Consider the following 13,123-nt stretch of genomic DNA (forward strand, 5'->3'; position numbering starts at 1 on the left):
TTTTCACCATTTCCCGGGAAATAATCGACAAGCCATAACAAAATTTAAGTGGGAGCGGGATGGTTTGATAAGGGCCCTCTTTATCCTAAGAAAAATGCCCGCAAAGCTTGACATTCATAAGGTTCTGGTATATGATGATTTGTGGTATTTTTATTTGAACCACGATTAGCCCCGGAAACTAATTGTGATGAAATATAAACAACGATTACTGTTACGAACTGATTTTAAATGGAGGGAAAAACCATGCGCACAACTTTCATGGCCAATGAAAATAACATCGAACGCAAATGGTTTGTTGTGGATGCTGAAGGCAAACGTCTTGGCCGTCTGGCAAGTGAAGTTGCTGCAATCCTGCGCGGAAAGCATAAACCAACTTACACACCACACGCTGATACCGGTGATCACGTCATCGTTATCAATGCTGAAAAGATCGAATTGACTGGTAAAAAGCTGACGGATAAAATGTATTATCGTCATTCAAACTATCCAGGTGGACTAAAAGCACGCTCTGCAAATGAAATGCGTTCAAGTTATCCGGAAAAAATGCTTGAGACAACGGTTAAAGGAATGCTTCCCAAAGGATCTCTAGGACGTAAAATGGGTAAAAAACTGCACGTATACAGAGGTTCTGAGCATAACCATCAAGCACAAAAACCGGAAGTTTACGAGCTTCACGGATAATCAAAAAAGGAGGTAAATCAATTTGGCACAAGTACAATATTACGGCACCGGACGTCGTAAAACATCAACTGCACGTGTCCGCCTTGTTCCAGGAACCGGCCGTGTTGTCATTAACAAACGTAATGCAGAAGACTACTTTCCATATGAAACACAGCGTATTATTTTAAACCAGCCGCTAAAAGCGACCGAAACAGAAGGTACGTATGATGTGCTGGTTAATGTAGATGGCGGAGGTTTTACCGGCCAAGCTGGTGCTGTCCGCCACGGTATCGCCCGTGCACTTCTGGAAGCAGATCCGGAATACCGTGCAACCCTTAAGCGCGAAGGATACTTGACACGTGATGCACGTATGACCGAACGAAAAAAATACGGTCTCAAAGGCGCACGCCGTTCACCACAATTCTCAAAACGTTAAGAAATCAAGTTTTTCAAATCCCTCAACCTCTTGTGGTTGGGGGATTTGACTATATATGCGTTGCTTTAAAAACTAGTAAAAATTCACACATAATATACAAGTAATATACGAGTAATATACAAAATTTTAAAGAGAAACAGTAGCTTCTCACAGCTTGTCAATCGCTATGAGAAGCTGTTCTATGTCTTTATGTGTATAAACTTTGTCTGTGATATCTTTAGATGCATGTCCCATTATTCGCTTAATGGACAACTTATTGGCATCAACATTATCCATTAGGGTTGCAAAGGTATGACGACAATCATGGGGTTTATGATTCATTTCTAACTGTTCCATAATTTTTTTCCATCTTTCGTGGTAATACGTGTAGTAACTCATTTTATTTCCCTCCTGATTCACGATTAAGTATTCGTTTTTCGAATCCATTCGAGCATCAATAAGCGAATATATTTTTTTATGAATAGGAACCAGTCGATTTGTTCCAGCTTCTGTTTTAAAACCACCACGGAAATATCTTTCTTCAAGATAGATGTTTTTATTTTTTACCTCTACAAGCTCACCAGGACGTAATCCAGTATAGATCATGATGAGAACAGTATCGATATCATCCAAACGATGGACATTGTTCCATAATTTATCAATTTCATCGAGTGAAAACGGCTTGCGTGAGCTTTTGGAATCATTTTTCGGTAGTTCTACAAATCTTGAATAATCTTTTTGAATTAAATCATTTTCCATTGCGTATTTATATAATTGATTGAACAAGACTTTGATTTTCCTTTTCGTACCATGTGATCTGTCGCAGTTGTCGATTACTGATTGTAGATGCGACTTTTTGATATTAACAAATTTCATGTCATGAAGGGCTTCTGCTTTTTTAAATGATGCAGTGTATCCAAGCACATTGGACTTTGAAATTTTAGGAAACTTCTCTTCAGAGAACCTTTCAAAAACTCTCGATCCTGGTAAAAGCCGTGTAGAGATTACATCGGCTACAATCCAATATCCGGTACCGGTAACGCATATTGTTTTAGCCTTTATCGCGTTGGTGACAGGTTTTCTTCAGTTTATAGAACGGATCCGTCTTAAAAATCCAAAGGTTCATCGCCATATTGGAAGGATTTATGTTATGAGTGTCTTTATAAGTGACTTGCTTGCTTTCGGCGTGACCTTTTACGCTGAAGACTTTACAAAAGCAATGGCTTTTCTCGCATTAGCTGTTTTATGGTTATTTACAACCTGGAAAGGATACCGTAAAGCTGTAAAAAAACATTTTAAGGAACATCGTATATGGATGATGCGCGGTTTTGGTATAACCCTTGTGGCTGTGAGTGCCCGTTTGGTGGTGCCGATTCTTCTCCTTGGTTATGTTGCTTTGAACGATTTCACCCTTCCAGGCGTAAAGAGCAGATGATCGAAGAAGTGCTTAAGGTGAACATTTGGTTGGGGCTTGTTTATAATATTGCGATTGTCGAGTGGATGCTCCTGGACAAAAAAGCAAAAGGAGCATTCCTGTAATGAAGGAATATATTGATGCTTTGGCTAAAGGTCTAATCGGTGAGTGAATTTTTGAAGTTGTATTCTGTTAAGTTCACCAATAAGAGAGGGAGGAGGATCCGGGATGCAAAAAAGAAACCAGGCGGGATTTGTTCTTACGGGTTTGCTGGCTGGCCTGCTAATGGCAGGAATGGATAGCACGGTCGTTGCCACGGCTTTGCCTACCATTATTGGCGATCTGGGTGGTTTCGACAAATTTATCTGGGTAACGTCTGCTTACCTGGTTATGATGATGGCTAACACGCCAATCTTTGGAAAGTTGTCTGATATGTATGGACGCAAATAGACGATCATCCTTTTTATTAGTGTGCTATTGACTATATTCGACATAAAGCAAGGAAATTCCTAGCACAGTTAGACTTTTTCACCGGGCTTCTAGAAAACTAGCAATATAAAAGAAACCTTTTGGTTGAATTTACTGTAAAATAGACATAACTTGGTTAAAAATATTTGAACGGGAGGGAAATGTATGGACCATTTACAATTTGAATTGACAAGAGGTTGGTTTATTGAAGGTGCAGAATCAATTCCAAGGGGAATCGCAAGTGTAAAGCCAGAAGGCTTTAGCAATACAATCCGGCCATGCACTTACGGCCTCTGACAATTAATGTTTGGTTTTCATCACAAAAAGTTCCATCTTCCAAAAACAGGCAGGATTTGTTCTTACAGGTTTGCTTGCTGGCCTGCTAATGGCAGGAATGGATAGCACGGTCGTTGCCACGGCTTTGCCTACCATTATTGGCGATCTGGGTGGTTTCGACAAATTTATCTGGGTAACGTCTGCTTACCTGGTTATGATGATGGCTAGCACGCCAATCTTTGGAAAGTTGTCTGATATGTATGGACGCAAACGGTTTTTCATCTTTGGATTGGCGTTGTTTTTACTCGGTTCCATGCTTTGCGGTATCGCAGGCAGCGTGCTCCAACTCATTTTTTACCGTGCCATTCAAGGTATCGTTGGCGGGGCGCTCATGCCGATTGCTTTTACAATCGTTGTCGATATTTTTCCGCCCGAAAAGAGAGGTAAAATGATGGGGCTAGTCGGTACGGTTTTCGAAATATCAAGCATCTTGGGGCCGCTTCTCGGTGCCTACATTACCGAATATGTCAGCTAGCACTGGGTATTTTACGTGAATTTGCCAATTGGTATGCTGTCCTTTCTTTTTATTGTCTTATTTTACCGTGAGTCATTTGAACATTCGAAGCAGAAAATCGATTGGTGGGGGGCAGTCACACTTGTATTGGCCATTGTGGCTCTGATGTTTGCTCTTCAACTGGGTGGAAAGCATTATGCCTGGGGCTCTACCTTTATCATTGGTCTGTTTGCGGCGTTTGTTGTTTTTCTTGTCATGTTTCTATATATCGAAACAAAAGCAGCCGATCCAATCATTTCCTTCAGCATGTTTAAGGATCGATTGTTTATAACAAGCTGTGCTGCAGCATTGCTTATCGGTGTAGCTTATATTTTACAGCCATTACGTACATTCCTATTTTTGTACAGGGTGTGTTTGGAGGTTCAGCGACAAATGCAGGTCTGATATTGATGCCGATGATGCTCGGTTCCGTTGCCGGAAGTCAAGCAGGGGGGTTTTTAACGACGAAGACCAGCTATAAGAATATTATGATCATGGCCAGTGTGTTTTTTTCCCGGGAATCTTTCTATTAAGTACTCTGGACGACGGGACTGCTCGTGTGATGATTACGCTGTATATGGCCATTACCGGTTTTGGTGCTGGATTCTCATTTTCCGTGTTAAGTATGGCAGCCATACACAATTTTGATTTTCAGCGTCGAGGATCAGCTTCCTCGACGAACAGGTTTTCAATCACACTTTTCGGGATTGTGCAAAGAAGTATCTTTGTAGATAAAATCGCTTCTCAGTTTGCGAACAATAATAATATAACGTGGAACACAAGAAGTTTGTTGTCACCGAGAGGCTGTAACCAGATGTCAGAAGAAGCCTTGCAAAAGGGAGTCGATGCCTTGTCAACTTCGATTGCTTTAACATTCTTAGCTGCGCTTGTTCCAGCGGTTTTGGCAGTTATTTCTATTGTTCTACAAACAGGCGCGCTTCTTGAATAAGAAGGTGTCTTTTTTAAGGAAGAAAAATTAGAAAAAACAAGGAGGAGAAATCATATGATAATGAAAAAGAATCCCGACACCTCGATACAGAGAAAAGTCATCTACTCACAGATGGTGTCGCTCGATGGCTTTACCGAGGGATTGAACCGTGAAATCGATTGGAGCGCTCCTGACGAAGAACTTTTTAAGTATATAAACAATCAAGAGGATGCGTTTGATACGCATCTATACGGGCGTCGGACGTATGAGAATATGGCGAGCTACTGGCCAACGGCGGACACTGACCCTTTGGCCACAGAGAACGAGATCGAGTTTGCTCGTAAGTGGAAGGAAGTAACTAAGATCGTGTTCTCGAAGACACTTGATAGGGTCGAAGGGAATGCCAGGGTGGTAAAGAATAACATCACCCAAGAAATAAAAAAGCTGAAGGAACAACCCGGTAAAGACATGGTTCTTGGGGGTTCCAACATCGCCACGACCTTCATGAAGCTCAACTTGATTGATGAATACTGGCTCTACATTCACCCCGTCGTCCTGGGGAATGGCACTCCAATGTTCAAGAGGTTGGACGATAGGATCAACCTGCAGCTTGTTAAAACACGTACGTTCGACTCCCGGGTTGTCCATTTGCGCTATCAGAGGATAGATCAAAGTGTCGAGTAATAATCGACCTTTGTCATCGTTGTTAAGACCAAGTTCATGATTACCAGAGTTTTAATAAATTCTTTCTTCCTTAAAAGGGCGTTTATCTTCAATAATATCTTTACAACTAAGCTGATCCGCATGCCATTTTGATCCTTACGATTATATATCTGGTAAATGATGCTTGAGCATGTTCAATAGTAGAAGGATGTTCCTCCTTGCCTACCACTTATACATGTTAAGGAATGAAGGGATGTGGAAACTAAATATGGAATTTTAAGTGAAATCAAAGGGGCATATGCGATGATGCAAATAAGAATGATTCCAATCACTATTCGTATGAGGGGGAGTGGACAATCGGCAAAAAGAGTAACCTGATTTTTGGCAGCATGGTTCTGATGATTAGTTTGTGGATAAATGGGTTCTTTTTATTGGAAACCCAGGGCCATCAAGTAGCATACGGCGCCGACGATGTTCTTTCGAAGGTCGATGCTTATATTACGGATGAAATGAAGGCACAAAGCATTCCTGGTCTCGCGCTGGGCATTGTGAAAGATGGCCGCATCATTCATCTGAAAGGTTATGGTCAAACGGATTCATCTGGTCAGCCAGTGACAGCTGAAACACCTTTTATCATTGGGTCTAATAGCAAATCTATTACCGCCATGGCTGTTTTGCAATTGGTGGAAGAAGGCAAGATTGATTTGGATGCACCAGTGCAGCAATATATTCCCGCATTTCAGGTCGTTGGCAAGCTATCCTCCAGCGATAGCAACTCCACCGCCGGAAATCAATCTCAGGATGCTTCATCACAAATAACTGTACGTCATTTGCTTCATCAAACAAGTGGTCTTCCACCATTTCCGGGAGATAAAACCGTATCCGAATCATACAGCGAAGCAGATGCACTGGAAAAAAGAACAAAAATTTATATGGATGGTCGTGTAGAGTTAAATCGTCCAGTTGGGCAATCTTACGAGTATGCAAATGATAATTATGTTCTGCTTGGGTTAATTGTGCAAAAGGTGACTGGCCAATCCTACGAAAGCTATATTAAAGAACATATATTTACGCCATTGGGTATGGACCGCAGTTTCACCTTGCAGGGGGAAGCGCTTAAGCATGGCTTAGCTGATCCCCATCGCAGGTGGTTTGGATGGAACATAGCATATACGAGTTCACATGCCTATAGCAGGGGAGATGTGCCAGCTGGCTATATCATGTCCAGCGCGAAAGATTTAAGTCATTATCTTATCGCGCAATTAAATGAGGGGTATTATGACGATGGATCCGTACTTTCTCCATCCAGCATGAGCCTGATGCAGACAGAACCTGTCCCTCAAACATATGCGATGGGCTGGCTTTCTGATAAAGTCAGTGGCATTCCAGTCATCGGGCATGCTGGCGGAACGATAGGCTATCAGTCGCATATATGGTTTTCCCCTGAAGCAGGTATTGGGGTGGTGGTCCTTGCCAACGTTCTTAATGCCATGGATTCATCTTTTTTTGATATGGAGACCAGCACAACCACCCACATCGCTTCCGGTGTAATCAGCCAGATGATGAATCGTACCTTGCCCGCTCAAGGGCTGAGCATGCAACAAAAATACTGGATTGTAAATGGATTGGTTGTACTGTTAAGTGCATGGTTTTTATTTTCCCTTGTCCGGGTATTGAAACGTTATCGCCGCTTATCTGCGCTTCACAGCACGAATAGTAAAGGTTTAGTTTGGCGTGCAGTTTTGATTATCGTGCTGCACCTCTTCTGGCCCAGCACGGTTCTTCTGCTGACTGTTACGGACATATTGCCAATATGGCATGTCTTAAGCCTCTATCAGCCCGATATCATTCTCTGGGTGAAATTCATGGCAATTGCTGTATTCCTAAAGGGCATAGCGGAGATCGGGCTGCTGCTTAAAAAATAAATGCTAGGCGCATTTTGGGTAAATGTTTTTTAATGATTTAATTTCATAACTAATTAACTTGTTAATTACGGTCTTAAAATGTTGCTGTTTCATAAGATAATTATACTGTTATTTTAAGTTTTCTCCATGGTAAGTGAACTACTTAGAAAAATGGAGGATTACTTATTCTACTTCCAATCATTTCGATTATGATTGGTTTAAATTTAATAACATTGGGTCTTTGGGAATTAAGAGAAGGTGTGAATAGAAAATAATATATAAAATATATGTTCACTGGACTAGTTTTGTTATTTATTTTGTCTCCTCTGATTTGGATAATTGGTAACGTTCTCAACATCCATCTTGGTTACAACACTATTTTCCCAATTGTTCTATAATGAAATTCAAAGCAGTAATCAAATTTCACAACTTGACCATTTTATATATGCTGCGAAATTTCAGCCCACTTTTCCAGTCATTATGACAATAAGTAGTTTATATTTGTTAATGCATAATTTGTTTACGTATTATTTTTCATTTCTAGGTGGAGGATTATTTCTGCTAAGCTATTTTAACTCTCCTACGCCAGGAGGCCAAATCTTATTTTACTTTTGCTTATTAAATGTGGGCTTTGCACTATAACTGCCATACTTTTTTGCTTTCAAATTTTAAAGAGGAATTCTAATAAAGTTGTAAGCTAAGTTTTAAACAAACGGAGTGTGAAAACGGAATAAGGGACAGGACTTAAAATCGCATTATTGGGCTAGATCACTGACTAATGAATCTTGTTCAACAGCTATGAGAAGGATTTAATAGTTCCACAAAACGGATTATCTTTAGGAATATTATGTTAAAATTAGTTTGGAAGAATTTTCTCAGGAAAACTTTAAAGGGGTTGATATTATGGAATACAATAAAAAGGTGGTAAAACCCAAGTTGTTTCGTCCATAAGCCTAAAAATTTTATAAGGGGTTCAACAGTTGAAAGCATTATTCTTTTTATACGAAGGGTATGTTGATTGGGAAATTAGTCCTTTGTCCTACATGTTAAATGTCTGTGACGTCGAAATTAATACTGCAGCATTAAATGAGGAAGTCACTCATGAAGGAAAGTTCAAAGTAAAGGTTGATTTGAATATTGAAGCGTGTGATCCCTCGAATTACGATATTTTGATCATACCGGGAGGAGAACCGGCTCCATTTGATAAAGATGAACGTTTGCTCAAAGCGATTCGTCGATTTGATGAACGCAGCGGCTGGCATTTTGCGCGAAAGAAAGTATTCAACATCCATTGACGATAACCCGGAATATACTCATTATTTTGATGATAAGTTTATGAGCGGAACAGATGTAACTGTATGCGAAAATCTAATTACGACTGAGGGAAACGCTTATATTGAATTTGCTGTAGCGGTTGGAAAAGAGTTGAAAATTTTTAAGGATAGGGAAGATGAGTTAGAAACAGTACTGTTCTTTAAAAATCAACTAAGGGGGTAAAATTTCTATAATGAAAGGATCACCCAATCGTTCCGATTGACCTTTTTTCATCTGTGAAATCAATGATTTTCCATAATACGAACGGGCGCGAGAATTGAAAGAGTGCGCCCTTTTTTTAATTCTTGGGACATTTTGTGGAATAAAAGAGTAATAATAAAATTAGCCAAGACCATCCATTTGCTCAAAAAAATTATTTCTTTTTTAAATACCCGTATCTTTTCGTTTTGATTTTTCGTTTATAATAAGTGAAAGACCAAAATTGAGGAGTGATTTGCAATGCGGCCGCATGTACAAAAAACTCTCGCTGAAGCGAATGAAAACTTTGAAAATGCTGTTCAACCATACCTGAAGGACTTGGTAAACTATTGCCAATCCTTGATGAAGTCAACATGGGACGGAGAAGACCTGATGCAGGAAACATTGACCAAGGCTTATAAAAGCTGGATTGGAACACCGAAGTCAATGTCCAAGGCTTATTTATTTCGAATTGCCTCCAATACATGGATTGATGAATACCGAAAACGCAAGCCGGATGTAGACTTTAATCAGGATATATCTGAACGGATGGCGAAGAAAGAAATGAATCCAGATGTTATGTTTAGTGCAATGGAAATGTTACTGCGTGAGCTTACGCCTAAACAACGCGTGGCCATGTTGCTGTCTGGAATGGACTACACAGCACAGGAGATCGCAGAGATGACTAGAACAAGTGAAGGGGCAGTGAAGGCAGCTCTCCATCGTGCTCGAAGAAGTTTGAATCGGGTGAAAAAAGAAGATGATTTGAACATGGACCATGACAGAGTTATAACGTATGTCACTGCAATACGAAATGGAAAACCGGAAAAACTAATAGATCTCTTTCAAAAAGAAATGTTGGAACCCCACCAAATGTCCGTCCCATATGTTCAAATGGTTTCTGGACCAAGGGTGGCAATACAACAAATTTCGAGAGTAGGTGTGTCATACTTACTTGTGGCAATCCAGGTTAAGAATGGGAATCTTTTATTTATACCGTTCTATCGGTCAGAATGGCTGAGTTCGTTGACATGGTTGACGCAAGAGTCTTCTTCATTCGCGTCATAAAGAAAGGAGTTATCTAGGATGTCGAATGTCATTCCATATGTCGTTGAGCAAACAAATCGCGGGGAACGCTCGTATGATATTTATTCACGGTTATTAAAGGACCGGGTTGTGTTTCTTGGGACAGAGGTTAATGATGAAATTGCTAATAGTATTGTGGCTCAATTATTGTTTTTGGCAGCGGAGGACTCTGAAAAAGATATTTCCCTGTACATTAACAGTCCGGGTGGATCAATCACCGCGGGATTTGCTATCTATGATACGATGCAGTTTATCAAGCCGGATGTGCAAACAATTTGTACTGGATTTGCAGCCTCTTTCGGAGCCATGCTACTCGTGGCCGGAGCAAAAGGAAAACGACTAGCTTTACCGAACAGTGAAATAGTCATTCACCAGCCGTTAGGTGGCGCAAAAGGGCAAGCAAGTGATATTGAAATTAGTGCTCGCCGTATTATTCATATGCGAAAAAGAATTAACAAAATCCTTTCCGAACGTACCGACCAGCCGGTTGAGAAAATAGACAAAGATACAGATCGTGATTACTTTATGACAGCAGAGGAAGCGAAAGTATACGGGATGATTGATAAGGTTGTAAAATCAGTGGATTCAGTTTAATTACTGGTAAGGTAAGGATTTCATAAAGTTGGTGATTACAGCCTAATGTCAGCAGATTTTGTGAAACAAAAATAGAAACCGTACGACAGGGATACTTCATTAAGAGGCGTCCCTTATTAAGTAATGGGGCACACTTCTGGAGTCGTTTTGTAGTAGACTAAATTTAACTAGTTTTTCAAAATAAAGAAAAAGGCTTTTAGGGGTATGTATTTCACCCTCATATTTCGTTTATTAAAAAAATAAAAGTAAATTTGATTCACATATTAATGAATGCGTTTAGCTGCTCTTAATACCATTACTTTGTAGGAGGAATAGCATGGACATCTTAATTTTAGGTGGCACACGGTTTTTAGGTAAGTTTTTAGTAGAAGCTGCTATAGAAAGAAAGCATAATGTGACGCTATTTAATCGTGGAAGCAACCCTGACATCTTTCCTGAAATTGAACAGTTAAGAGGGGATCGTGATGGGGACCTGGAAATATTAAAGGGATGTAAATGGGATGCTGTCGTTGATACTTGTGGTTTTTTCCCAGGAACTGTATCAAAATCTGCAAACATTCTTAATCATGTTAACCATTATACATATATATCAAGTGGTTCTGTCTATAAAGACCTAAGCGAGCCAGGTATAGATGAGAATGCAGAAGTAAATACGATGGATTCTGATAAAGTGGAAGAAATAACTCGTGGAACTTCTGGTCCAATATACGGTGAATATTATGGTCATTTAAAAGCTTTAAGTGAAAAGGCAGCTGAAAAAGAAATGCCTGGAAAGGTTTTAGTCATTCGCGCTGGCCAACTTGTGGGCCCTTATGATTATACGGATCGGTTACCCTATTGGATTAACAGAATATCACAGGGAGGGGAAGTTTTAGCTCCAGGTAGACCTCAACGCCCAATTCAAATCATTGATGCAAAAGACTTATCACAATGGATTATTAGAATGATGGAACAAAATGTAACAGGTACATTTAATGCTGTTGGTCCAGAATACACGCTTACTATGGAACAATTACTCCAAGAGTGTAAGAGTGTAATGAATAGCGATACGAGGCTTACCTGGGTGAGTGAAAAATTTTTAATGGATAATCAAGTAGAGCCTTGGGGGGAAATGCCTTTATGGATACCCGAAGAATATCCCATGCCAGGTAAAGATAAACCATGGATAGGCTTTTTAGCGATGAGTAATAAAAAAGCAATGAAACATGGATTAACATTCCGTTCACTTTCAGATATCATTAATGACATTTTTGCTTGGGAGAAAACACGTTCGCAACATGAAGATAGAAAAAGTGGTATGGATCTAAAACGTGAAAGAAAACTGCTGGAATTATGGAAGGACTTAAAAGTATAAATATTTATTAAACTAAAGACAGGGACGTTGTAGAATTTCCGAATTGGTTAAAAAGCTAAACGAATAGTTTCTTTAAAGTATAGCTTGTTCAATAATACGAACGGGCGAAATTCCGGAATAAGGCTTGGCTACCAATCCTGCGGGAAAGGGCCATATTCTTAAATAACTTCGGTTTTTATTCTTTTATAAGTGGGGAGATAATAAATGATTAACCCAGATTTAATAGGAAAAACAGTCTTAGTAACAGGGGCACATTCAGGAATAGGAAGAGAGTTATCTCTTAATTTCGCCAACATGGGTTGTAATATAATCCTTCATTATTTTGAAAATGAGGAAGAGACTAAAAGGATTATTAAAACACTAAATGAGTACAATGTTGAAGCTCATCCAATTCAAGCAGACTTGAGAAATGAAGATGAACTCGATTGTTTATATAATAAAAGCATTGAATTGTTTGGAACTATTGATGTCTTAGTTAATAATGCAGCAGTTGCATTGTTTCCTGATAATATTTTTGAGACAGATGAAGATTCATTTAACAATCACTTTAATGTAAATACAAAAGCTACACTACTACTGACCAACCGTTTTGTGAAAATGCATAAAGAACAAGAGAAAAAGGAAGCAAGTATCATAAATATCTCAACAGATGCCTCTCAAAACTTCCCAAATCAGATTTCTTATGGAGCGAGTAAGGCGGCAATTGAGTCTTATACTAGGAGCATAGCAACAGAAGTAGGGCATTTAGGAATTACAGTGAATTGTATATCACCTGGTCCTGTACAAACAGGTTATATCACTAAAGAACTTGAGGAATATGTATTACCTGACATCCCTATGAATAGATTAGGGACACCAAAAGATATATCAGATGCTGTAATTTTCTTTTCTTCCGCACAAGCAAGATGGATAACAGGTCAAGTGTTATTAGTGTCTGGAGGGCATTACATTTAATTGATCAACAATTACTTTAAAAAGTCTTTGAATTAGTCCTCAGCAATCGGGCCAGTCGTATTATGAGGTCAATCAGAATTTTATTTTCTGGTTGGCCATTTTTAATGGTTTAATAGAGGTAGCCGGAGGAGAACGAACGGGCCAGTGGGACTTCAATTGATCCCGTCCACAAAAATGTTCCCCCTCTACTTACAGCAACATGGGTGAGGCTGGTTGGGACATCTAAGATGATCTCGTATAACAAGCGAAGATATGACACTGTAGGAGAGATAGAGGTTGCCGGTAAATATTTTAAAAGGGGAAGTGATTGACATATGGATCCTGTCATAGGCCTGGATGTGG

13 protein-coding genes and 2 pseudogenes are annotated in these 13,123 nt (G+C 39.6%); 14 read left to right on the forward strand and 1 reads right to left on the reverse strand.

Annotated elements, in window-relative coordinates:
- Nucleotides 1-243: 243 nt before the first annotated feature.
- Entirely contained in the window at nt 244-681 is a 438-nt protein-coding gene (rplM, locus tag BM195_RS16215) for a 50S ribosomal protein L13 (RefSeq protein ID WP_090240943.1), read from the forward strand.
- Nucleotides 682-703: 22 nt separating this feature from the next.
- Nucleotides 704-1,096 carry a 30S ribosomal protein S9 gene (rpsI, locus tag BM195_RS16220; protein WP_090240947.1) on the forward strand — a complete coding sequence of 131 codons (393 nt, stop codon included), beginning with the start codon at nt 704-706 and terminating at the stop codon, nt 1,094-1,096.
- A 147-nt stretch (nt 1,097-1,243) separates the two neighbouring features.
- Here rpsI and BM195_RS16225 read toward each other — a convergent pair whose 3' ends face one another.
- Entirely contained in the window at nt 1,244-1,861 is a 618-nt protein-coding gene (locus tag BM195_RS16225) for a tyrosine-type recombinase/integrase (protein ID WP_244535788.1), read from the reverse strand.
- 139 nt (nt 1,862-2,000) lie between these two features.
- Here BM195_RS16225 and BM195_RS16230 point away from each other — a divergent pair, with 139 nt between their 5' ends.
- The 12 genes and pseudogenes from BM195_RS16230 to BM195_RS16285 all read left to right on the forward strand — a co-directional run bounded on the left by BM195_RS16230 (nt 2,001) and on the right by BM195_RS16285 (nt 12,781).
- Nucleotides 2,001-2,510, forward strand: coding sequence for a DUF2306 domain-containing protein (locus tag BM195_RS16230; RefSeq protein WP_170848285.1), 510 nt, complete (start codon nt 2,001-2,003; stop codon nt 2,508-2,510).
- Nucleotides 2,511-2,717: 207 nt separating this feature from the next.
- A pseudogene (locus BM195_RS16235) lies at nt 2,718-2,936 on the forward strand (MFS transporter); the annotation flags it as partial.
- Nucleotides 2,937-3,122: 186 nt separating this feature from the next.
- On the forward strand, nt 3,123-3,254 hold the full coding sequence (locus BM195_RS18930) for a hypothetical protein (protein WP_280141275.1): 132 nt from the start codon (nt 3,123-3,125) through the stop codon (nt 3,252-3,254).
- Between the two features lie 88 nt (nt 3,255-3,342).
- A pseudogene (locus BM195_RS16240) lies at nt 3,343-4,735 on the forward strand (MDR family MFS transporter).
- Between the two features lie 54 nt (nt 4,736-4,789).
- Complete coding sequence (locus tag BM195_RS16245) at nt 4,790-5,398, forward strand: dihydrofolate reductase family protein (RefSeq protein ID WP_244535789.1); 609 nt, start codon at nt 4,790-4,792, stop codon at nt 5,396-5,398.
- 377 nt (nt 5,399-5,775) lie between these two features.
- A complete protein-coding gene (locus tag BM195_RS16250) occupies nt 5,776-7,302 on the forward strand; it encodes a serine hydrolase domain-containing protein (RefSeq protein WP_170848286.1) in 1,527 nt (508 codons plus the stop codon).
- Nucleotides 7,303-7,644: 342 nt separating this feature from the next.
- Nucleotides 7,645-7,923, forward strand: a complete 279-nt coding sequence (locus BM195_RS19030) for a DUF4306 domain-containing protein (RefSeq protein WP_425283932.1) — start codon at nt 7,645-7,647, stop codon at nt 7,921-7,923.
- A gap of 338 nt (nt 7,924-8,261) precedes the next feature.
- Nucleotides 8,262-8,576, forward strand: coding sequence for a DJ-1/PfpI family protein (locus BM195_RS18695; RefSeq protein WP_244535790.1), 315 nt, complete (start codon nt 8,262-8,264; stop codon nt 8,574-8,576).
- A gap of 478 nt (nt 8,577-9,054) precedes the next feature.
- A complete protein-coding gene (locus tag BM195_RS16270) occupies nt 9,055-9,861 on the forward strand; it encodes an RNA polymerase sigma factor (protein ID WP_090240956.1) in 807 nt (268 codons plus the stop codon).
- An 18-nt stretch (nt 9,862-9,879) separates the two neighbouring features.
- Nucleotides 9,880-10,473 carry an ATP-dependent Clp endopeptidase proteolytic subunit ClpP gene (gene clpP, locus BM195_RS16275; protein WP_090240958.1) on the forward strand — a complete coding sequence of 198 codons (594 nt, stop codon included), beginning with the start codon at nt 9,880-9,882 and terminating at the stop codon, nt 10,471-10,473.
- 316 nt (nt 10,474-10,789) lie between these two features.
- A complete protein-coding gene (locus BM195_RS16280) occupies nt 10,790-11,827 on the forward strand; it encodes an NAD-dependent epimerase/dehydratase family protein (protein ID WP_090240960.1) in 1,038 nt (345 codons plus the stop codon).
- Between the two features lie 204 nt (nt 11,828-12,031).
- Complete coding sequence (locus BM195_RS16285; RefSeq protein ID WP_090240962.1) at nt 12,032-12,781, forward strand: SDR family NAD(P)-dependent oxidoreductase; 750 nt, start codon at nt 12,032-12,034, stop codon at nt 12,779-12,781.
- Nucleotides 12,782-13,123: the final 342 nt, after the last annotated feature.

Source organism: Lentibacillus halodurans, assembly GCF_900112045.1.
Taxonomy (GTDB): domain Bacteria; phylum Bacillota; class Bacilli; order Bacillales; family Amphibacillaceae; genus Lentibacillus; species Lentibacillus halodurans.

Coding starts and splice junctions, on each gene's coding strand:
- rplM (WP_090240943.1), top strand. CDS start 244: ATGCGCACAACTTTCATGGCCAATGAAAATAACATCGAACGCAAATGG.
- BM195_RS18930 (WP_280141275.1), top strand. CDS start 3,123: ATGGACCATTTACAATTTGAATTGACAAGAGGTTGGTTTATTGAAGGT.
- BM195_RS16245 (WP_244535789.1), top strand. CDS start 4,790: ATGATAATGAAAAAGAATCCCGACACCTCGATACAGAGAAAAGTCATC.
- BM195_RS16250 (WP_170848286.1), top strand. CDS start 5,776: ATGATTAGTTTGTGGATAAATGGGTTCTTTTTATTGGAAACCCAGGGC.
- BM195_RS16270 (WP_090240956.1), top strand. CDS start 9,055: ATGCGGCCGCATGTACAAAAAACTCTCGCTGAAGCGAATGAAAACTTT.
- clpP (WP_090240958.1), top strand. CDS start 9,880: ATGTCGAATGTCATTCCATATGTCGTTGAGCAAACAAATCGCGGGGAA.
- BM195_RS16280 (WP_090240960.1), top strand. CDS start 10,790: ATGGACATCTTAATTTTAGGTGGCACACGGTTTTTAGGTAAGTTTTTA.
- BM195_RS16285 (WP_090240962.1), top strand. CDS start 12,032: ATGATTAACCCAGATTTAATAGGAAAAACAGTCTTAGTAACAGGGGCA.